21 protein-coding genes are annotated in these 20,495 nt (G+C 64.2%); 8 read left to right on the top strand and 13 right to left on the bottom strand.

The window, feature by feature from the left end; translation table 11 throughout:
* Nucleotides 1–10 precede the first annotated feature (10 nt).
* The 3 genes from fabI to FJV83_RS02970 form a co-directional block, all read right to left on the bottom strand.
* Complete coding sequence (gene fabI, locus FJV83_RS02980; RefSeq protein WP_095771049.1) at nt 11–829, bottom strand: enoyl-ACP reductase FabI; 819 nt, start codon at nt 827–829, stop codon at nt 11–13.
* Nucleotides 830–934: 105 nt separating this feature from the next.
* Entirely contained in the window at nt 935–1,864 is a 930-nt protein-coding gene (locus FJV83_RS02975) for a DnaJ C-terminal domain-containing protein (protein WP_095771050.1), read from the bottom strand.
* Nucleotides 1,865–1,963: 99 nt separating this feature from the next.
* On the bottom strand, nt 1,964–2,425 hold the full coding sequence (locus tag FJV83_RS02970; RefSeq protein ID WP_095771051.1) for an RT0821/Lpp0805 family surface protein: 462 nt from the start codon (nt 2,423–2,425) through the stop codon (nt 1,964–1,966).
* Between the two features lie 40 nt (nt 2,426–2,465).
* On the opposite strand from FJV83_RS02970, the gene pdxH reads away from it, so the two are divergent.
* The gene (gene pdxH / locus FJV83_RS02965) at nt 2,466–3,083 is read left to right on the top strand and encodes a pyridoxamine 5'-phosphate oxidase (protein ID WP_095771052.1); all 618 of its coding nucleotides are present in this window, start codon (nt 2,466–2,468) and stop codon (nt 3,081–3,083) included.
* Between the two features lie 12 nt (nt 3,084–3,095).
* Here pdxH and FJV83_RS02960 read toward each other — a convergent pair whose 3' ends face one another.
* Both FJV83_RS02960 and FJV83_RS02955 read right to left on the bottom strand, forming a co-directional pair.
* Nucleotides 3,096–3,848: a crotonase/enoyl-CoA hydratase family protein gene (locus FJV83_RS02960; protein WP_095786625.1), complete on the bottom strand. Its 753-nt coding sequence runs from the start codon at nt 3,846–3,848 to the stop codon at nt 3,096–3,098.
* 32 nt (nt 3,849–3,880) lie between these two features.
* The gene (locus FJV83_RS02955) at nt 3,881–5,650 is read right to left on the bottom strand and encodes an acyl-CoA dehydrogenase (RefSeq protein ID WP_142875388.1); all 1,770 of its coding nucleotides are present in this window, start codon (nt 5,648–5,650) and stop codon (nt 3,881–3,883) included.
* A 214-nt stretch (nt 5,651–5,864) separates the two neighbouring features.
* Between FJV83_RS02955 and FJV83_RS02950 the strand changes: the two genes are divergently transcribed.
* Together FJV83_RS02950 and FJV83_RS02945 are read left to right on the top strand one after the other, a co-directional pair.
* On the top strand, nt 5,865–6,101 hold the full coding sequence (locus tag FJV83_RS02950) for a hypothetical protein (protein ID WP_095771431.1): 237 nt from the start codon (nt 5,865–5,867) through the stop codon (nt 6,099–6,101).
* 131 nt (nt 6,102–6,232) lie between these two features.
* Nucleotides 6,233–7,345 (top strand): glycoside hydrolase family 25 protein, encoded by a 1,113-nt coding sequence (locus FJV83_RS02945; RefSeq protein WP_095771055.1) that lies wholly within the window; start codon nt 6,233–6,235, stop codon nt 7,343–7,345.
* A 17-nt stretch (nt 7,346–7,362) separates the two neighbouring features.
* On the opposite strand, the gene purD is transcribed toward FJV83_RS02945, so the two are convergent.
* Together purD and FJV83_RS02935 are read right to left on the bottom strand one after the other, a co-directional pair.
* Complete coding sequence (gene purD, locus FJV83_RS02940; RefSeq protein ID WP_142884990.1) at nt 7,363–8,640, bottom strand: phosphoribosylamine--glycine ligase; 1,278 nt, start codon at nt 8,638–8,640, stop codon at nt 7,363–7,365.
* A gap of 153 nt (nt 8,641–8,793) precedes the next feature.
* Nucleotides 8,794–9,615 carry a phytanoyl-CoA dioxygenase family protein gene (locus tag FJV83_RS02935; RefSeq protein WP_142884989.1) on the bottom strand — a complete coding sequence of 274 codons (822 nt, stop codon included), beginning with the start codon at nt 9,613–9,615 and terminating at the stop codon, nt 8,794–8,796.
* Between the two features lie 90 nt (nt 9,616–9,705).
* Between FJV83_RS02935 and FJV83_RS02930 the strand changes: the two genes are divergently transcribed.
* Nucleotides 9,706–10,617, top strand: coding sequence for a LysR family transcriptional regulator (locus FJV83_RS02930; RefSeq protein ID WP_142884988.1), 912 nt, complete (start codon nt 9,706–9,708; stop codon nt 10,615–10,617).
* A gap of 68 nt (nt 10,618–10,685) precedes the next feature.
* Nucleotides 10,686–11,669 (top strand): 4-hydroxybenzoate octaprenyltransferase, encoded by a 984-nt coding sequence (ubiA, locus tag FJV83_RS02925; protein ID WP_179300986.1) that lies wholly within the window; start codon nt 10,686–10,688, stop codon nt 11,667–11,669.
* Here ubiA and FJV83_RS02920 read toward each other — a convergent pair.
* From FJV83_RS02920 to FJV83_RS02910, 3 genes are all read right to left on the bottom strand, one after another.
* Nucleotides 11,666–12,232, bottom strand: coding sequence for a DUF6101 family protein (locus FJV83_RS02920; protein ID WP_142884987.1), 567 nt, complete (start codon nt 12,230–12,232; stop codon nt 11,666–11,668). The genes ubiA and FJV83_RS02920 overlap by 4 nt on opposite strands.
* Before the next feature lie 184 nt (nt 12,233–12,416).
* Nucleotides 12,417–13,847, bottom strand: a complete 1,431-nt coding sequence (locus FJV83_RS02915; protein WP_142884986.1) for an FAD-binding oxidoreductase — start codon at nt 13,845–13,847, stop codon at nt 12,417–12,419.
* A gap of 9 nt (nt 13,848–13,856) precedes the next feature.
* Entirely contained in the window at nt 13,857–14,831 is a 975-nt protein-coding gene (locus tag FJV83_RS02910) for an L-threonylcarbamoyladenylate synthase (protein ID WP_185973311.1), read from the bottom strand.
* A gap of 162 nt (nt 14,832–14,993) precedes the next feature.
* Between FJV83_RS02910 and FJV83_RS02905 the strand changes: the two genes are divergently transcribed.
* Both FJV83_RS02905 and FJV83_RS02900 read left to right on the top strand, forming a co-directional pair.
* Nucleotides 14,994–15,434, top strand: coding sequence for a hypothetical protein (locus tag FJV83_RS02905; RefSeq protein WP_246691782.1), 441 nt, complete (start codon nt 14,994–14,996; stop codon nt 15,432–15,434).
* A gap of 182 nt (nt 15,435–15,616) precedes the next feature.
* A complete protein-coding gene (locus FJV83_RS02900; RefSeq protein WP_095791293.1) occupies nt 15,617–16,006 on the top strand; it encodes a hypothetical protein in 390 nt (129 codons plus the stop codon).
* Nucleotides 16,007–16,078: 72 nt separating this feature from the next.
* Here the strand turns inward: FJV83_RS02900 and FJV83_RS02895 are convergent, their stop codons facing one another.
* Both FJV83_RS02895 and glyS read right to left on the bottom strand, forming a co-directional pair.
* On the bottom strand, nt 16,079–16,312 hold the full coding sequence (locus FJV83_RS02895; protein ID WP_095771065.1) for an ATPase: 234 nt from the start codon (nt 16,310–16,312) through the stop codon (nt 16,079–16,081).
* A 110-nt stretch (nt 16,313–16,422) separates the two neighbouring features.
* Nucleotides 16,423–18,801 carry a glycine--tRNA ligase subunit beta gene (gene glyS, locus FJV83_RS02890; RefSeq protein ID WP_142884984.1) on the bottom strand — a complete coding sequence of 793 codons (2,379 nt, stop codon included), beginning with the start codon at nt 18,799–18,801 and terminating at the stop codon, nt 16,423–16,425.
* Nucleotides 18,802–19,115: 314 nt separating this feature from the next.
* Between glyS and FJV83_RS36300 the strand changes: the two genes are divergently transcribed.
* Entirely contained in the window at nt 19,116–19,292 is a 177-nt protein-coding gene (locus tag FJV83_RS36300; RefSeq protein ID WP_179295769.1) for a hypothetical protein, read from the top strand.
* 61 nt (nt 19,293–19,353) lie between these two features.
* On the opposite strand, the gene FJV83_RS02885 is transcribed toward FJV83_RS36300, so the two are convergent.
* Complete coding sequence (locus tag FJV83_RS02885; RefSeq protein ID WP_185973321.1) at nt 19,354–20,313, bottom strand: glycine--tRNA ligase subunit alpha; 960 nt, start codon at nt 20,311–20,313, stop codon at nt 19,354–19,356.
* Nucleotides 20,314–20,495: the final 182 nt, after the last annotated feature.

Below are 20,495 nucleotides of genomic sequence, written 5' to 3'. Positions count from 1 at the left end.
GGGGACGGAATTAATCCTTGACCGTCGAAATATCAGGCGCGTCGACCGCCTTCATGCCGACCACGTGATAGCCGGAATCGACATGGTGCACCTCACCGGTGACGCCACGCGACAGGTCGGACAGGAAATAGACGCCGGAATCGCCGACCTCCTCCTGCGTGACCGTCTGCTTCAGCGGCGAATTGTATTCGTTCCACTTCAGTATGTACCGGAAATCGCCGATGCCCGAGGCGGCCAGTGTCTTGATCGGGCCGGCCGAGATCGCGTTGACGCGGATCTTCTTGCCGCCGAGATCGACGGCGAGGTAACGCACGCTGGCTTCGAGCGCGGCCTTGGCGACACCCATGACGTTGTAGTGCGGCATCACCTTCTCGGCGCCGTAGTAGGTTAGCGTGAGCAGTGAACCGCCCTCGGTCATCAGCGCCTCGGCGCGCTTGGCGATGGTGGTGAAGGAAAACACCGAAATGTCCATGGTGCGCAGGAAGTTGTCGCGCGTGGTCTCGACATAGCGGCCGGTCAGCTCATCCTTGTCGGAGAAGGCGATGGCATGGACGAGGAAGTCGATTTTGCCCCAATGCCTGGCGACATTGGCGAAAACCTCATCGAGGCTAGCCGGATCGGTGACGTCGCAATGGCCGGCGACAAAGGCGCCCAGTTCCGCCGCCAACGGCTCGACGCGCTTCTTGAACGCCTCGCCCTGATAGGTCAGCGCGATCTCTGCGCCATGGTCGACGCATGCCTTGGCGATGCCGTAGGCAATCGACCTGTTGTTCGCGACGCCAAGAATAAGGCCGCGCTTGCCGGCCATCAGGCCCTGTCCACCCGCCATGTGAGCGCTCTCCGCAAGGTTTGTTCTTTGTGGAGTGCCTATCGCACAGGCACACAGCCCCTTCAAGCGCTCAAACCGGACAGTTCGGGGGACAAGAACGATGGATCAGCCTTTTTGACCACGCAGCAACGCTTCGAGCGCGCCGTCGCCGCCTTCCGGCAGCATGATGCGGACATGCGCGTAGAGGTCGCCATGGCCGCCGGCCTTTTCCGGCAGGCCCCTGCCCTTGAGCCGCAGGACCTTGTCCGAGCTCGACCAGGCGGGAACGTTGACCGCCAGCCTGCCTGTCGGCGTCTCGACCGGCACCTTGGCGCCCAGCACCGCATCCGCCAGCGACACCGGCAGATCGGCATGCAGGTCGCGGCCCTCGATGCGGTAGCGCGGATGCCGGCGGATATGGATCTTGACCAGCGCGTCGCCGGGCTGGCCCGGCCCCTGCTCGCCCTGCCCCTTCAGCCGGATGGTCTGGCCATCCTCGACAAAGGCCGGCAGTTTGACCGCCACCTTGCGGCCATCCGGGAACATCGCCGTCACCTTTTCGGCGGTCGCCGCTTCCTCGATGGTGACGTCGAGCGTGACGTTCAGATCGGCCGCCGTCGCGGGCTGGCGGCGGTCGCCCATGCCGGCACCGCGCGCGCCGGAAAAGGCGTCGCCGAAAATCTGGCTGAAAATATCGCTGTTGCCGTCGAACGGATCCCCGCCCGGGCGCCCCGAACGGAATTCGAATCGCGAACCGCCAGCGCCTTGCTGGCGGCGAAACCCGGCAAAGGGATCGCCGCCACCGGCGGCGCCCTCAAAGCCCTGGAAGCGCGGCTTGCCGTCGGCGTCGATCTCGCCGCGATCGAAAGCAGCACGATTCTTCTCGTCGCCGACGATCTCATAGGCCTGATTGGCCGCGGCAAAACGGTCCTTCGCCTTGGGATCATTCGGATTCTGGTCCGGATGATGTTTCTTGGCGAGTTTCCGGTACGCCGATTTTATGTCCTTGGCCGATGCGTTCTTTGCAACGCCCAGGACCTCATACGGGTCGCGCATGCTTCCTGCCCTGGAAATGAGTTGAGTCCATACTTGCCTCCTATATGCGCTCGGATAGGAAGAAATTCCAGTAGCTGATGGCCATATTGAAAGCGGAAATCAGAGCGCCTTGAAGCCCTGCATGCGCCAGCCGCCGGCACTGGCCAGGCAGAGTTCGCCTTCGAACATGGCAACGCCGTCAAAGCTTTCGCGCGAGGCCTTGAAGCGGCGGCAGGTCTGGCCCCTGTCCTTCAATTCCGCCAGTTCGGTGATGGAGCCGCGCGAGCCGGTGCCGGCATTGGCCCACGGCACGGCCTGGCCGCCGAGCTGTTCGATGTCGGCGGAGGACACCGCATTGCCGATCGTCGTCTGGTCGGAGTCGCGATCCGAATCGGCAGGCGCCGGTGAAGCCTGCGTGCTGCTGGTCAGGATCGAGCGGTCGACTTCGGCCTTTTCCAGGCTGAAGCCACCCGCGCCGCAGGCGGCAAGCGGCAAGGCCGCCGCCACGATCGCCGCTTTCGCGCTGGCCGAAGCGATAACGCCCCATTGCCTGCTGTCAAAAGCTTGCGCGATACGCGACAATCGGCGACCTCCCTGATTTCGTGACAATTTGAGAAAAACTATGAGCGACACAGAGTTAACAACCAGTGACTTTACCGAAGCGGCCGAGCCATTTCGCCTCTTTGCCGCATGGCTGGACGACGCCACCAAGAACGAAATCAACGATGCCAACGGCGTGGCGCTGGCGACCGTCGATTCCGAAGGCATGCCGGATGTGCGGATGGTGCTGCTGAAGGGGTTCGATGAAGGCGGCTTTGTTTTCTACACGAATTTCGAGAGCGCGAAGGGCCAGGAGATTCTAGGCAGCATGAAGGCGGCGATGTGTTTCCACTGGAAATCGCTGCGCCGGCAGGTGCGCATTCGCGGCCCGGTGGAGATCGTCAGCGATGCCGAGGCCGACGCCTATTACGCGACGCGCCCACGCGGCAGCCGCATCGGCGCCTGGGCGTCGAAGCAGTCACGGCCGCTGGAAAGCCGCTTCGCGCTGGAGAAAGCTGTCGCCGAATACACGGCGCGCTACGCCATCGGCGAGATTCCACGCCCGAAGCACTGGTCGGGTTTCCGCATCGTGCCGAAGACGATCGAGTTCTGGCACGACCGTCCGTTCCGGCTGCATGACCGGGTGGTCTTTACCCGCAATGCCAAAGGCGATTGGGACAAGACGCGGCTTTATCCCTGAGAGGGCAAGGCCTCAGCTCTTCTTCCTGGTCATGAACGCGGTGAGCGCGGCGCGGGCCTCGTCCGACTTCAGCCGCTCGCGAAAATGCTGGCTTTCCTCGCCGATGCGGGCGACGAGATCGTCGCGCGAGCCACGCATGAGGTCGCGCGCGATCTTCAGCGCCTGCGGTGGCTTGGCGGCGATCTGGCCGGCGGCCGCCAGCACCGAGGCCTCCAGCGCGCCCTCCTCGACCACGTCGTAGATCAGGCCGGAGGCCTTCGCGCGCTCGGCGGAAAAACCTTCGCCAAGGCCGAGCAGCGCGAAGGCGCCTTGCTGACCCAGGATGCGCGGCGCCAGCAGACTGGAGCCGGCCTCGGGCACCAGGCCAAGATCGACGAAAGGCGTCCTGAACACGGTGCGCGGCGTGGCGAAGGTCAGGTCGCAATGCAGGTTGATCGTCGTACCGATGCCGACCGCGATGCCGTCGACCCCGGAGACGATGGGTTTTTCGACCCTGGCCAGCGCCATCAGGAAATCCCAGACTTCCGTGCCGCCGTCACCGCCGGTGGCGACAACCATGAAATCGGCAAGATCGTTGCCGGAGGAGAAGGCACCGGGCACGCCGAGGAAGACATGGACGCGGATCGCCGGATCGGCATCGCCTTCGGCAAGCGCCGCCGACATCTTTGCGTACATGGCACGCGTCAGCGCGTTCTTCTTGTCCGGACGGTTCATGCGGATGATCTGGATGGCGCCCTGGCGCTCGACGAGGATATGGTCTGTCACGGTCTTCTTCCCTGATGGAGCGCTATGAGAATTCAAGCTGATATCAGCGCCTTGCCGGCGGCAGCGAGGCTCTCCGCGCCGTCGATGACGCGTTCCTTCAAGGCGTGTGCCTCGCCGAGCAGGTTTTCGGCGAAGAAGCGGCACAGGGCGATGCGGTCCTGATCGGCAAGCGCGCCGCGCGCCAGATAGGCGCCGCCAGCGGCAAGCGAGATCAACCTGAGATACGGCGTCGCTCCCGCCAGCGCCTCGTCTGACCGGCCGTCGGCCGACAGTTTCTGCAGGAAGCGCGTCGCTTGCGTCAGGTCGCCAAGGGCTGCGTCGAGCGCATCGGCTGTTCGGCCGAAACCCTGCAGGTTGGAAGTACGCACGGCATTGGCGACGGCGGCCAGTTCGCCGATGAAGCCATGCACGTGTTCGCCGCCGCCGAGCGGCAGCTTGCGGGTGACCAGATCGATCGCCTGGATGCCGTTGGTACCCTCGTAGATCGGCGCGATGCGGGCGTCGCGGTAGAAGGCTGCAGCACCGGTTTCCTCGATGAAGCCCATGCCGCCATGCACCTGCACGCCGAGCGAAGCAACTTCGACGCCGACATCGGTCGAAAACGCCTTGGCAAGCGGTGTCAAAAGATTGGCGCGGTCGCGCCAGCGTGACGCCTGATCGCCATCCGAGACCCGCGCCATGTCGATGGCGTGGGCGCAGGAATAGCTGATCGCCCGCGCCGTCTGCGTCAGCGCCTTCATGGTCAGGAGATTGCGTTGCACGTCGGGGTGATGGACGATCGGCGCCATGCCGGCGCCGGCATAATCCGCCGCCTTGCCCTGGCGGCGCTCATTGGCGTAGGCGATCGCCTTCTGGGTGGCGGCTTCCGCGACCGCGACACCCTGCATGCCGACGGCCAGGCGGGCATTGTTCATCATGGTGAACATGCAGGCGAGACCCTTGTTCTCCTCGCCGATCAGCCAGCCGACGGCGCCGGGTCTGGCGCCCTGGAAACCGTCGCCATAAATCATGGTGCAGGTCGGCGAAGCATGGATGCCGAGCTTGTGCTCGAGGCCGGAACAGAAGACGTCGTTGCGGGCGCCGAGCGAGCCATCGTCGTTGACGAAAAATTTCGGCACCAGGAACAGCGAGATGCCGCGCGTGCCGGCGGGCGCGTCCGGCAACCGTGCCAGCACCAGATGGATGATGTTGTCGGTGAAATCGTGCTCGCCATAGGTGATGAAGATCTTCTGGCCGAAGATGCGGTAGGTGCCGTCGCCGGCGGGCTCGGCGCGGGAGCGCAAGGCGGCGAGATCGGAGCCGGCCTGCGGCTCGGTCAGGTTCATCGTGCCCATCCATTCGCCCGACACGAGCTTGGCGAGATACGTCGCCTTGAGCGCTTCGGAAGCGTGCTTGTCGAGCGCTTCGACCGCGCCCATGGTCAGCGTCGGGCCGATGCCGAAGGCCATGGCGGCGGAGTTCCACATTTCGAGCGCCGCGACGCCCAGCATGGTGGGCAGCGCCTGGCCGCCATGGTCTTCAGGCCCCGACAGCGCGTTCCAGCCGCCATCGATCCAGCGGCGATAAAGCTCCTTCCAGCCGGGCGGCATGGTGACGGCGGCATCCTTGAGCACCGCACCCTGCTCGTCTCCGATCTTGTAGAGCGGTGCCACCTCCTCTGTGGCGAAACGGCCGGCCTCGCCAAGGACGGCGTCGACCAGGTCCTCGCCGAGATCGCCGAACCTACCGGCGTCGAGGGCGGATTTCATGCCGGCAACATGCTTCAGCGTGAACGCGATATCCTCGACCGGTGCCCGATACATGCCGCTCGATCCTCCTGATGCACCAGCCTCGCCAACCCTAGAGCCGGCGCGGCCGCAAAACCATCCGCCTTTGGGCGGTCTCCCCATTTCTTTTTACGTAAACGTCAAACTTTGTCACGCGGATTTTGCAATCGCGCCGGCCCGTATTAAATTCAATAGGCGCCGCATCAAGCCGACCGGCGACAGACCAGAAGCAGCCGACCGGAACAAGCCCATGCTCGCCAGACCCGACGCCTATCGCTGCATCGAATGTGGCTTGCCCTATCGCGCAACGGGGTTCTGGCATCATGGCGGCCAGTTGGAGCATGGCGCCGCCTACTGGTCGGATCGCGGCATATTGTGCTCGCCGCAATGTTCTCTTGCCCACCACCGCAAGCGCGCCGCCGAAGGCACGCTGCGGCAAGAGCCCGCGCCCGACCCGTTTGAATTTCAACCGTTCAACCGGCGCTAGCTCCCCACGGCCCTGCTTCGAGAAGCATTCCTTAACCATAGCGGTTCACCATCGGTGTTTGATCAACGGGGATCCCCTGTTTGAAAACGCCGGCGCACCTTCTTCGCCGCTCAGCGATCGCTCTTGCGGCGATGATGGCGCTGATATCGGCGGCAAAGGCCTCGGATTTCTCCGAGCCGTGGAAGAACGCCGACCGCGCGCTGGTCGTCGACGCCTACGAGTACAATTCGATCGACTGGGCGCAGCTCGCCACCGACAAGCGCATCGTCGCCTTCATCAACAAGGCCTCCGACGGCATGCCGCCGCCCTATTTCTGTTTCGGCAGCGACGCCGACGTGAAGCTGTGCAAGGCGCTGTGGAAGCGCCATGCGGTGACGCGCGAACTGTTTCAGACGCGACGGGTCGTCGCCAAGGCACTCGGCATGAAATGGGGCGCCTATCACCTCGCCCGACCTGGCAACCCGGTCGAGCAGGCCAATAATTTCCTCGATTTCGCCGATCCCGCGCCGGACGATCTCATGGCGCTCGACATTGAGGGCATCGATCCCTCGCAATGGATGTCGCTCGACGATGCCGAGGAGTTCGTGCGCCAGGTGCATCGGCGCATCGGCCGCTTCCCGGTGCTCTACACCAACGGCAAGACCGCGCAGTACATCGCCGACAACCGCTACAAATACCGGCTCTTGTCGCGGTTGCCGCTTTGGTACGCACGCTACAAGCCTGATATCGACGTGCATTTCCCGATGGGCAACTGGCAAGGCTACGCGCTCTGGCAATTTTCCGCGCAAGCCAATTGCGGTCGCTTCCGCTGCCCCTACAGGGTGGCCGGCACGCCCGATAATATCGACGTCAACGTCGTGCCGGCGGATGCCGCCACGCTGCGCCAGCAATGGCCCTTTGGCGGGCTCATCGACGTGCCATCCGACTACCTTGCCAGCGTGCCGGTGCCGCTCTCGCGCCAAGCAGCGCTCGCCGGCAAGACCACCCTCATCTATGCGGATGTGGCAACGCCGCCGACCTTCGAGGAAATGGTCGCGGTGCTCGGTTCGCGCTGGTCCAAATTCCGCGACGGGTTCCGCATGCCGGTGGTGAAGACGGTGCCGCAAAGGCAGGGCTTCGGCATCGTTCAATATGTCGCCTGGAAGCGGACCGGGCAACGCCCAGCCGAGCAGTTGGACGCCGCCCTTGCCGCGGCCGACCCGGTCAGCACCGGTTCGACCGAAATCGATCGCGGCCGGCCGTAGCCCGCCGCTCCGAAATCTCAGCTCGCCCGCTCGCGCGCCACGGCCTGCCAGCCGATGTCGCGGCGGCAGAATCCGTCCGGCCAGTCGATCCGGCCGAGCGCGGCATAGGCCCGCGCCTGCGCCTCGCCGACCGTGGCGCCGGTCGCGGTGACATTGAGGACGCGGCCGCCATTGGCGACCAGCGCGCCGCCATTGATGGCGGTGCCGGCGTGGAAGATCTGGACGCCTTCGCCCGCCGCCTGCTCGACGCCGCGGATGACCGACCCCTTTTCCGGCGTGCCGGGATAACCCCGCGCCGCCATCACCACGGTGAGTGCCGTCTCATCGCGCCAGCGTATGGACGTGTGCGCCAGTTGACCGTCGACGGCGGCATTGAGCAGCACCAGCAGGTCGTCCTTCAGCCGCATCATCAGCACCTGACACTCGGGATCGCCGAAGCGGGTGTTGTATTCGATCAGCTTCGGTCCCTTGTCGGTGATCATCAGCCCGGCAAAGAGAATGCCGGCGAAGGGCGCGCCAAGCTCGGCCATGCCGCGCATGGTCGGCTCGATGATCTCGCGCATGGTGCGTTCGACCATCTGCGGCGTCATCACCGGCGCCGGCGAATAGGCGCCCATGCCGCCGGTGTTGGGGCCGACATCGCCGTCGCCGACACGCTTGTGGTCCTGTGCCGTGCCGAAAGGAAGTGCCGTGGTTCCGTCGCAGAGGCAGAAGAAGCTCGCCTCCTCGCCGGTCATGAATTCCTCTATCACCACCTCCGCTCCGGCAACGCCGAAGGAGCCCTCGAAACAGGCATCTAGCGCCGCCCGTGCCTCGTCCAGCGTCATGGCGGCGGTGACGCCCTTGCCGGCGGCGAGCCCATCGGCCTTGATGACGATCGGCGCGCCGGTCTTTTCGACATAGGCCTTGGCCGAGGCCAGATCGTTGAAACGGCCATAGGCGGCGGTGGGGATATCGTATCGGGCGCAGAGGTCCTTGGTGAAACCCTTAGAGCCTTCCAACCGCGCGGCGGCCTTCGAAGGCCCGAAGACGCGGATGTTTTCGGCGCGCAAATCGTCAGCGATACCGGCGACAAGCGGCCCTTCCGGTCCGACGACGACGAGGTCGATTTTCTTCTCCCGGCAGTAGGCGGTCACGGCGGCGTGGTCGGTGATGTCAAGCTTCACCAGTTCAGCCTCAGCACCGATGCCCGGATTGCCGGGGGCCGCGTAGAGCTTGGTCAGCAGCGGCGAGGCGGCAATCTTCCAGGCAAGCGCGTGTTCGCGGCCGCCGGAGCCCAGAAGAAGAACGTTCATGGCCACCTCTCGATGCAAACCCTGGAGAGCACCCGCTATTGCTCTCCGGGCGACGGGTCAAGGCATCAGGGTGTTTTGATCCGAATTGCGCACGGGAACGTTATCCCAGCCGAATATGGGCGGCGAATTCCGGCGCCCCTATTCTGGCCTGCTTCAGCCGGGAAAGAGCACCGGGAACCAGTCCTCGCGCAATTTCTGGCCGGGCTGCATGCCGTGGCCGTGATAGGGCGGCGAAGTACGGCCCGGCCGCTCGACATAGTGGGCATCGTCGCCGACCCAGCGCAGCGACAGCGCCCGGCGCCGCGCCGCAGTCAAATTGCCTCGCGCGCCATGCGCGGTGCGGAAGTCGAACAGAATGGCGTCGCCTGGCTCCATCTCCCATTCGAGCACCTTCATCGACGGGTCGTTGTCGGGATCGGGCACCGGCAGGTAGTCGCCCTCGCCGGCATAGAAATTGCTGTCGTCGAGCCAGCGCACCGGCAGGATCATCTTGTCCCATTTGTGCGAGCCGGCGATCAGGCGTAGTGTCGCCTCCTTCACCGGGTCGATGGGGATCCAGAAGCTCACCGTCTGCCGGCCATCGACGAAATAATAGGGGATGTCCTGGTGCCAGGGTGTCGGCTTCTGCGTGCCGGGTTCCTTGACCAGAACGTGATCGTGGAAGAACTGCGCGGTGCGCGACTGCATCACCGCCGCCGCCAGTTCGGCGGCCGGCGATTTCCGCACCAGCTCGACGAATTCGGGAATGCGCTCCCAGTTGCAGTAATCGTCGAAGAAACTGCCGCGGCCATTGGCGATGTCGGACGCGGTGGCGCTGCGGTTCTGCATGTTGCGCTCGATGCCGGCGGCAATCGTGTCGACCCAGCCTTTGAAAGCGCCGCGGATGCAGACCGCGCCGTCACGCTGGTAGTCGGCAATCGTCTCCGCATCGATCAGGCCGGTGTCGATGGAGCGGGCAGCAGTCTGGGAAGCCATGGTGTCCTCCTTTCAGGATCGGGATGACTATTGCAACCCGGATTCATTCAGTAAAATAATAACTTCTCATCTGACACATAGAACAGGACTATGGGCCTCAGCCTCACCCAATTGCGTTATCTGGTCGCTGTCGCCCGCCTCGGCAGCGTCACCGGCGCGGCCAGAGCACTGAACATTTCCCAGCCCTCGATTTCGGTGGCGATCGACGCGGTCGAGAAGGATTTTGGCCAGAAACTGTTCGTGCGCCAGCGCGGCAGCGGCGTTTCGCTGACCTCCTTCGGCCGCGTCGTCGTGGCCAAGGCAAAACAGGTTCTTGCCGAGACCGACGAACTCATGAGTCTGGGTTCGGGCAATTCCGCCATCGGCGGCGAGCTGGTGCTTGGATGTTTCGAGGATCTGGCGCCCTATTTCGCGCCAGGTCTGATCCGCGCCTTTTCCGAACGCCATCCAAACGTCACGGTGATCGTTCGCGACGAAACCTTCGAAACGCTCGGGCGGCGTCTGGCGGATGCCGCCATCGATCTCGGCCTCAGCTACGACCTTGGCCTGCCCGCGCATTTCGCCCGCATCCTGCTGCACGAGCTGCGGCCGCACGCATTGCTGCCGGCAGGTCATGCGCTGGTGGACTATCCCGAGGTCAGCCTGGCGGATCTGGCGGCCTATCCGCTGATCACGACGGACCAGCCGCACAGCTGGCAGCACATGCTCGACCTGTTCCGTGGCCGTGGCCTCTCGCCGGTGGCCGACAGGGCGACAAGCTCGTTCGAACTCCAGCGCAGCATGGTGGCGAACGGATTTGGCGTCGCCGTCAGCTACACCCGCCCGCATGGCGACCGCAGCTATGATGGACTGCCCCTGATCTGCAAGCCGCTGTCGGATCCGCTGCCGATGCAACGCATCATCCTCACCTATGACACGCATCAGCGCGTGTCGAATGCGGCACTGGCATTCGTCGAGACGGCGAAAGACTGGTTTTCCACGCGCGACATCTTCACCTCCTGACAGGTTGACGGTCGCTGCTTATCCGCTTGCCGCTTGACGGTTTCCGCGGCTGCTGCCACTCCATGGACATGGAACCTATCCAGTCGAAAGCGGCCCAGGGCCGTGTTGCCGATGCGCCGAACGGCCATTGGGTCTATCGTGTGCTGCCGCGCGCGGTTTGGCCCTATGCGCAGCTCGCGCGATGGGACAGGCCGATCGGCTGGCAATTGCTTTTGTGGCCATGCTGGTGGTCGGCGGCGCTCGCGGCAAGCGCCTATCCGCGCCCCGGCGACCCGCTGCTCTCACTGCTGCCGGCGCCGTTGTACCTCGTGCTGTTCCTGGTCGGCGCCATCGCCATGCGCGGCGCCGGCTGCACCTATAACGACATCGTCGACGAAGGCATCGACAACCAGGTCGAACGCACCCGCTCGCGTCCGCTGCCATCGGGCCAGACCACGCGCCGTCGGGCCTGGCTGTTTCTTGTCCTGCAGGCTCTGGTCGGCCTTGTCGTGCTCCTGCAATTCAACAGCTTCGCCATTCTGCTCGGCATCTGCTCGCTGGTGATCGTCGCCATCTATCCATTCATGAAGCGGATAACCAACTGGCCGCAATTGTTTCTCGGCCTTGCCTTTTCCTGGGGCGCGCTGATGGGATGGGCGGTCGAGTTCGGCGATCTCGATGGCCCCGCCATCATGCTCTATATCGGCTCGATCCTGTGGGTGATCGGCTACGACACGATCTATGCGCACCAGGACAAGGAAGACGACGCCATTGTCGGCGTGCGCTCGACGGCGCGGCTGTTCGGCGACAACACCAAGTCGTGGCTGGCCGGACTTTACGGCGGCACACTGGTCTGCTTCGCCATCGCCTTCGCCTCGGCGCAGGCGCCCGTGGTGGCGCTCGCCGGACTGATCGCCGCCGGCGCCCATATGGCGCGGCAGATCGCGGTTCTGGACATCAACGATCCGGACCAATGCCTGCGGCTGTTCCGGTCGAACAACCAGGTCGGCTGGCTGATCTTCCTCGGCCTGATCGGCGGCGCATTGTGGGTGGCGCTGAAGCCGCTGGTTTAGTCGCGTGAAATGATCTCCTGGCCGCCGATGACCAGCCTGAGACCGAGGTTGCCGGCTCTGCGGCGGGCAAGGAAGCGAGGGCGGCGCGTGTTGGAAACGCGACCCTTGCGGCGATCCTGCGGCGGCAGCGTCTTGATGGCGGCGCCGAGCGATTCCTCCAGGGTGCGGACGACGCCGTCCGATTCGATCAGCAGCATAGGCAGGCGGTAGGCATCGGCCCAGGCGCGCCAGTCGGCGGCGACATCGTCGAGATCGTCGGCGACCAGCAGGGGCACCGACAGCATCGGATCATTGTGCAGGAGTTCCAGGGTCACCGTGACGTTGCCTTCCGGATCCTCCATTGCGCGGGCGGCGACGCCGCGGAACGCATTGGCCGGCAGGGCGATGATCGCCGGCACGCCGCTCATCTCGAGCATGCGGCGGATCACGGCGCCACGGTGGTCGATGGTGAACGTCACGTCGCCATAATCGTCGCGGGTGGCGTAGCTGACCATCTGGGGCAGTCGGAATGGGTCGAGGCGCATGTTGCGTCCCGCCCAGACTGGCTTCAGTCCGGTGTTCATAGAATGCCTTCCTGTCTGTCTCCTGAGAGCCGGTGTCCGGTTCTCTCCGGGCCAGTTTTCCCGGCCTCGTTATGGGGAAACAGTAGCGCGGGCTCCTTACCGCCGCGCTTAAGAAAGTCGGTTAAATTTTGCTGATCTCAGGGATGGTTATCGGAATGCCACCGGCCACTAGATGTTGAAAGGATCAGATAACCTTACCGGGATTCATGATGCCGGCCGGATCGAAGGCGGCTTTCACCCGGTGCATCAGATCGATGGCCATCGGCGGTGCCGTGGCGATCAGTTCGTCGCGCTTCAACTGGCCGATGCCGTGCTCGGCCGAGATCGAACCGTGGAAGGCGCGCACGACATCGTGCACGGCCTTGTTCATGGGATGGTAGAGGGCGAGAAACGCCTCGTCGTCGCCATTGACGGGCCGCGAGATGTTATAGTGGAGGTTGCCGTCGCCCATATGGCCGAAGCAGACCACGCGGGCGCCGGCACTGACCGACGCCACCGCGCCGGCGGCCTCTGCGATGAAGCGCGGGATCGATGCGATCGGCACCGAAATATCGTGCTTGATCGAGGCGCCCTCCGGCTTCTGGCATTCGGGCAGCGTCTCGCGGAAATTCCAGAAAGCGTCGCCCTGGGCAAGGCTGGCCGCGACCACGGCATCGCCAACGGTGCCTTGCTCGAGACCGTCCGCCAGCACCTCCTCGATCAGCGCCCGGCCATCGGCTTCCGAGCGGCCGGAGGAAACCTGCATCAAGACATACCAGGGCCAGTCGCCGGCCAGCGGCCGCACGACACCTTGACCATGTCTGAGCGTGAAATCGTAGGGTCTCTTGCCGATCAATTCGAAGGCGGTGAGCGAAGCGCCGGCGCGGTCCATCGCCAGGCTGAACAGCGACAGCGCCGCTTCGGCAGACGACAGGCCGACGAATGCGACCTCACGCCCCTTCGGCTTCGGGAACAGTTTCAGCACGGCGGCGGTGATGACGCCGAGCGTGCCTTCGGCACCCACGAACAGGTCCTTCAAATCGTAGCCGGTGTTGTCCTTCTTCAGCTTGCGCAGATCGTCGAAGACCTCGCCCGTCGGCAGTACCACTTCGACACCGAGACAGAGTTCGCGGGCATTGCCGTAGGCCAGCACGCCGGTGCCACCGGCATTGGAAGAAAGATTGCCGCCGATCTGGCAGGAGCCTTGCGCGGCGAGCGAGAGCGGAAACAGCCGGTCGGCGGCGTCGGCCGCCTCCTGCAGCGTCTGCAGGATGACGCCGGCCTCCGCCGTCACCGTGTTGGACAGGACGTCGATCTCGCGGATGCGGTTCAGCCGCGACAAGGACAGGATGATCTCGCGACCGGATTTGTCCGGCACCTGGGCGCCGACCAGCCCGGTGTTGCCGCTTTGCGGCACGATCGGCGTTGCCGTCTCTGTCGCCAGCCGCATGATGCGGCTGACCTCGTCGACGCCACCCGGCCGCAGCACCAGCGACGTCGCGCCGTGCCAGAGCCCGCGCCGCTCGACGAGATAGGGCGCAATGTCCTGCTCGTCGCGCAGCGCGTATTTGTCACCCACGATCGCCGCAAAGCGGTCGATGAGGGCGGGATCGAGTGTCTTTGCGATTTCGGTCATGCGGCAAAACTATGTTGTGGGCTGTGCATTGTCACGAGGGGCGGCCGCGCGAGCGAGCCGGTCATTGATGGCCTCTCCGAGCCCGTCGAACGGAATCGTCTCCACCGCGATGGTGCGCGCGCCGCTGCGATCGAGTTCCTGCATAAAGGCGAAAAGATTGCTCGCCGCTTCACGCAGGTCACCAGACGCGGATAGGTTGAGGAACGCGGCAGCATTGCGCCAGCCTTCGGCTCGCTGATCGCCGAAGGCAAGCAGCGCCTCGCCCTCGACGACCATTCCGGCATTGAGCCGCATCTCAGCACCCGGCGCATAGTGCGAGGCAAGCATGCCTGGCGCCTCGACGCCGACTGCACCGCCGCGCAACAGTTCCATGCCGATGGCCGCCTCGATCTCCCCGGCGGCGATGCCGCCAGGCCGGAGCAGGCGCACTCCTGCCCCTTCGGCCTTGACGATGGTCGATTCCAGTCCGACCGGCGTCGCGCCGCCATCGACCACCAGCTTGATGCGGGCGCCGAGATCGGCCGCCACCGCTTGCGCCGTCGTCGCGCTGATCCTGCCGGAGGAATTGGCGCTGGGCGCGGCCAGCGGCCGGCCGAGCTTTGCGATGAGGTCGCCGCCAAAGCCCCTCGGCATGCGCAAGGCGATCGTGTCGAGCCCGGCTGTGACCAGTGGATGGATGCCGTTGCCGGGCCGCTGCGACAGCACCAGCGTCAGCGGACCCGGCCAGAAGGCCTGTGCGAGTTTCTTCGACAGCGGATCGAACACGGCGATGCGCTCGGCCATGGCCATGTCGGCGACATGGGCGATCAGCGGATTGAAGCGCGGCCGCCCCTTGGCCTCGAAGATGCGCGCCACGCCGATGCCGTTGGTGGCATCGCCGGCAAGCCCGTAGACGGTTTCCGTCGGAATGGCGACGACGTCGCCGCCCTGAAGCAAAGCCAGCGCCCGCTCCAGCGCCTCGCCGACGGCAAGTATCTCAGCCACTCTCGTCACCTCGCAGATGCCGGCTGCGTAGTACGATGGCGGCTGTTGGGCAAGAGAGGGTCTTGGCGATTTATCAATCCCTAAAATGCTATGTTTGTGCGAAAGCCGGCATCAATTCTGGCCTGCTATTGAGCAGCTTCGGGGCAAAGGGGAGCTATATCAGTGTCTGTGCGCGTACTGCTGGGAATAACTCTGGCCACGATGGCCAGCGGAGTTCAGGCCTCGTCCCTGGTCTTTCCCGGCCCGCCGGCCGCGACGCCCTCCATCCTGACCCTGAAGGCGGCCGATATCAAGGCAAGCGATGTGGTGTCCGTCGTCGCGCTCGGCGAGCCCGACGTCACCTATGAGAAGGTGGCGGCGATCCCCAGCCCGCCCGAGGCACAGCACGGCTTCATGCCAAGCCCGATGATCATTCGCGGCGGCATCGTCGGCGGCGATTTCTCGACACCGACACAAACCAAGGCACCGGCCGCCACCACCGCCGCGGCTCCTGCCCCGGCCCAGGCGACCGCCTCGGCGGCTCCGGCGTCGGGCACGCAGAAGAAGCCGGCCGCACCGGCAGCCGCATCGGCGCCCGCTTCCAAGGTCGGCAAGGTCAAGTAGCCGGCCGGCAAACTGCTGGACCCGGCCAGTTCGTTGACAGTTTGACGGCGCCCTGCGCACCATTGCCGCGCGAGTTCGTGCCGGCATATCTTGCCGCTCGAAGCCGCCTGAATTTGGTCGAGCGATTCAGGGAAAGGGGCGGCCGTGGCAAACGAGTTCGTCGTTTCAAAAGGGGGTTGATCATGAGACTATCCAAGACCGTTACCGTGGCCGGGCTTCTGCTGGCATCGCTGCTGGGCGCCAGTGCAGCGCAAGCCGATGACATGCTGGGATCCTATGTCGCGCGTATTTCCGATCGGGACCATCAGGCGAGCGACGGCTATGCGCTGGACAACGCCGCGCAGATGGTGCGGCAGGACCGCGCCAACTGGCACAAATTCCATCGCCGCGACAGCGACGATGAGGGTGATGCCTGGTTCAGGACCAACGACCAGCGCGCGGACCTGCAGCGCATGCTGGAGCGTCCCGGCGCGATGAGTTCGTCGACCAAGCGCGCCATCGTCAATGGAGAACCGCTGATCCAGGTCGACGTCTACGAGGACAGCGTGCGCGTCCGCATCCTGGAGAACTGACAAGCGTCCGGGAAGATGACAAAGGGCGGCGCCGATGTGCCGCCCGCTTCTCGACAGAGCCGGATTGAAATCTCAGGCCGCTTCTTCCTTGTCGTCCTCGTCTTCCTCGGACTCGCCGCCTTCGGATTCTTCTTCGTCTTCGGCGTCGTCGCCTTCTTCTACGTCGCCATCCTCGTCATCAGAGTGATCGGCGGCTTCGACCGCCGTGGCAGCGGCATGGTCGAGGGCGGTTTCGGAAGCGGATTCAAGCGCCTCGGCGGCGGCCGAGGTTTCTTCAGTCACTTCGATGTCGTGATCGGAATTCATGGAAGCCTCCGTTGGGTTGGGGAACATGTCCCTTTTGCCACGCAGAGATCATCGCCATATGACTGTAAGCCGGCTCGAACGGCCGGCTGGAAGATATTTTTGTTAAGCTCTCAACCCGCGATTTTCGAGAAATCCGCGACCTGACCGGTGGCCGCGCGGATGCGCGTGAGCAGCGCCAGACGGTTGGCTCGCACCGCCAGGTCTTCATCATTCACGAGAACACCTTCAAAGAATGAATCAACCGGTTCGCGTAACGCGCTAAGCGCCAGCATGGCGGCGGAAAAGTCTCCGTTTTGAATCGCTTCGCCGGCTTGCTTCTCGGCCTGATTCACCGCCACAAACAGCAATTTTTCGGCATTTTCCTTGAACAAGGCCGGCTCAACGGTTTCGGCAACAGCTGTTTTCTTCTTCTCCTCGGCGGCCAGGATGTTGGCCGCGCGCTTGGTGCCGGCGAGCAGGTTCTTGCCGTCCTCGGTGTCGAGGAAGGTGCCGAGTGCCTCGACACGACGAACGATCTGCAGGAGATCGTCGGACTGCGGGGTGATGACGGCGTCGATCAGATCGTGGCGGGCGCCCTGGTCGCGGAGGTAGACCTTGAGGCGGTCGTGGAAGAAGGCGAGGAGGTCGGCGGTAAACGGAGCCAAGGAGGCCTGCATTTCCATCATACGCTGCCCATCGAAGAATTCGCTCTCCGGATCGGTGGCCTCGAATGTTTCGGATATGGCCTTGTCGAGGCCGTTCCTCACCAGGTCGGCAATAAGTCCCGCTTCCGGCAACAGTCGGCTCTCGCCCCTGTAGTCTTTAATCCGGGCATCCAGCATTGCCACGGCGCCCCGGCTCTCAGCGCTTTCGCCCATGCTCTCATAGGCATCAAGTGCGGCCGCGACCGTCGCGGCAATCGCGGTACTGAAGGCGAGCTTGATCTTGTTTTCGAGGACAATCCTCACCACGCCCAGCGCGGCCCTTCGCAGCGCGTAGGGGTCCTTCGACCCCGTCGGCTTTTCGTCAATCGCCCAGAAGCCGACCAGCGTATCGAGCTTGTCGGCAAGCGCGACGGCGACCGACACCGGGTCGCTCGGCACATAGTCGGACGGGCCCTGCGGCTTGTAATGTTCCTCGATGGCTGCTGCAACGGATGGGTGCTCGCCCTGGAGCAACGCATATTTGCGGCCCATGGCGCCCTGCAATTCGGGGAACTCGCCGACGACTTCAGTGGTGAGATCGGCCTTGGCGAGAACCGCCGCGCGTGCGGCGAGCGCCGGGTCAGCACTGACGGTCGGTGCCAGGTCTTCAGCCAGCTGGGCAATCCGCTCCACCCGCTCGCCCTGGGTGCCGAGCTTGGCGTGGAAGGTGACGCCGAGATGGTCGAGGCGGGCCATGCGTTGGTCGAGCGGCCTTTTCAGATCGAGGCCAAACTTTTTCGCCGAGGCTTCGAGTTGTCCGAGGTCCGGCAGATCGCCCTGGTCCGTGGTCCAGAAATAAAGCGCATCGGAGAGGCGGGCGCGCACCACCTTGCCGTTGCCGTGGGCGATCTCCTTGCCGCCGTCCCTGGCCTCGATGTTGGCGGTGAGAATGAAGCGGCTGGACAGCGCCTCGCCTTCACCTTGCGGTCGCGTGACGAAGCACTTCTGGTTGGCGCGGATGGTCAGCCGGATCACTTCGGCCGGAATGGCGAGGAAATCCTGCTCGAACTCGCCCATCAGCACGACAGGCCATTCGACGAGACCGGACACTTCCTCCAGCAGCCCTTCGTCCTCGACCAGGTCGAGCCCGTTGGCGAAAGCGAGGTTGCGGGCGTCGGCAAGGATGATCTCCTTGCGCCGGTCGGCGTCGAGCACGACCTTTGCCGCTTCCAGCTTGCTCACATAATCCTCGAAGCGGCGCACGGTGATTTCGCCCAGGGCGAGGAAACGGTGGCCATATGTGACGTTGCCGGAGCGGATGCCGTCGATCTCGAAATCGACCACGACAGGCTCCTCGGTTTCCGGGCCGAAGGTGCACAGGATCGATTGCAGCGGCCGCACCCAGCGCAGCGAGCCTGGCTTGGCCGAGGCCGGTCCCCAGCGCATCGATTTCGGCCAGGGGAAATTGCGGATAATGCCCGGCACCAGTTCCGCGATGATCTCTTCGGCCGCCCTGCCCGGCTTCGAAATGTGGGCGACGTAGAAGTCGCCCTTCTTCGGGTCGGAATGGACATGCGCCTCGGCGACCGAGGACAGCCCTGCCTTGCGCAGGAACCCCTGGACCGCCTGCTCGGGTGCCGTCGTCGATGGTCCCTTGATCTCTTCGCGGATATCCTTCGAGCGCGCCGTCAGGCCCCTGATGTCGAGCGACAGGCGCCGCGGCGTCCAGTATTCGCGCGCCGCCTCATAGGTCAGACCGGCTTCGACCAGACCGTCGGTCAGCATCTTCTTGAGATCACCCGCCGCCTTGCGCTGCATGCGGGCGGGAATTTCCTCGGAGCGAAGTTCCAGCAAAAGATCCGGCATCAGAGTGTCTCCACCCGCATGCCAGTTTCCTGTTTGCGCGTCCTCGCGCCTCCGGCGCTGCGGTCGCGCGGCTGGGCAGGGATTTCCTCGGAGCGAAGTTCTAGAAGCAGGTCAGGCATTGGGGTCAGCTCATGCGGGAGAGTGGTCCGGGCGGGGCATAGCAACTCGGCTGGCCGCTGTCACCCTTTCCAGAAATTTTGGCTGCCTTGTCGGGACGCGGCGCCCCAGTCCGTCCTTGGATCAAAGATTTCCGTGAACCGAACGCAGCGCTGAAGCGACCCACGCTCAGGCAGGGAACTATTGGCTGAACGACCATGAAAACGGCATCCAGACTTCTGCAGATCCTCGCGCTCAGCGCCTGCTTCACCGCGCAGGTCCATGGCGCTTTCTCGATGCCGGGTGTTCGGCAGGCATTGCGGACAATGGCTGGCTCGAGCGGCCAGATCCTGTCACCGATCAACGCTACCCTCGAGACGATGAGGTCTGCCTGAAGCAGAGCTTTGTTTGGCGCAACTCCCCCGGGAAAAAGCTACGCGCTTTTCCTGGAATTGCTCAGGCCGCCAATCCACCCGCCTGTGTCTTCAAAAACGCCTCGCCGCAGGCCTTCGCCAGATTGCGCACGCGCAGGATGTAGCTCTGCCGCTCGGTAACCGAGATCACGCCGCGCGCGTCGAGCAGGTTGAAGACATGGCTGGCCTTGATGCACTGGTCGTAGGCCGGAAAGACCATCTTGTGCATCGGCAGATTGTCGTTCGATGCCGGCGCGCCGGCATCGAGCAGCGCCTTGCACTCGGCCTCGGCGTCTTCGAAATGCCTGAGCAGCATCGCCGTGTTGGCGTATTCGAAATTGTGGCGCGAATATTCCTGCTCGGCCTGCAGGAAGACATCGCCATAGGTCACCTTGTCGGCGCCTTCGCGGCCGTTGAAGTTGAGGTCGTAGACATTGTCGACGCCCTGCACATACATGGCGAGCCGCTCCAGCCCGTAGGTCAGTTCACCCGCCACCGGCGCGCATTCGATGCCGCAGACCTGCTGGAAATAGGTGAACTGCGAGACTTCCATGCCGTCGCACCAGCATTCCCAGCCAAGCCCCCAGGCGCCGAGCGTCGGGCTTTCCCAGTCGTCCTCGACGAAGCGGATGTCATGCAGCAGCGGATCGACGCCGATCGCCGCCAGCGAGCCGAGATAGAGCTCCTGCAGGTTCGGCGGATTCGGCTTCAGGATCACCTGGTACTGGTAATAATGCTGCAGCCGGTTCGGGTTCTCGCCATAGCGGCCATCCTTGGGGCGGCGCGAGGGCTGGACATAGGCGGCGTTCCAGCGCTTCGGCCCGAGCGCGCGCAGCGTCGTTGCCGGATGAAACGTGCCGGCGCCGACCTCCATGTCGTAGGGCTGCAGGATGACGCAACCATAAGTCGCCCAGTAATTGTGCAAGGTCAGGATCAGCCCCTGGAACGAGCGGCTGGGATGCATATGGGCAGGGATTTCAATCGTCACGGGTGGCCTCGACATCAAAGGCTGGAGCCTGTCCTCGAGCATGATCTTTTCCGAAAACCGGTATCCACTTTTCGGGATCATGCACTTGCCGGCCCGTCCTAGAGACACGGCGGCGAAGCGTCAAGCAAGGGGCGCGCCGGATGCGAGCCGCCATGAGTATGCCGGGCGGTGTTGAAGACTTTGCCGGGGACTGGCCC

The sequence above is a fragment of the Mesorhizobium sp. WSM4307 genome (assembly GCF_007003945.1).
Lineage (GTDB): Bacteria > Pseudomonadota > Alphaproteobacteria > Rhizobiales > Rhizobiaceae > Mesorhizobium.
This window is presented reverse-complemented; position numbering and strand designations above follow the sequence as displayed.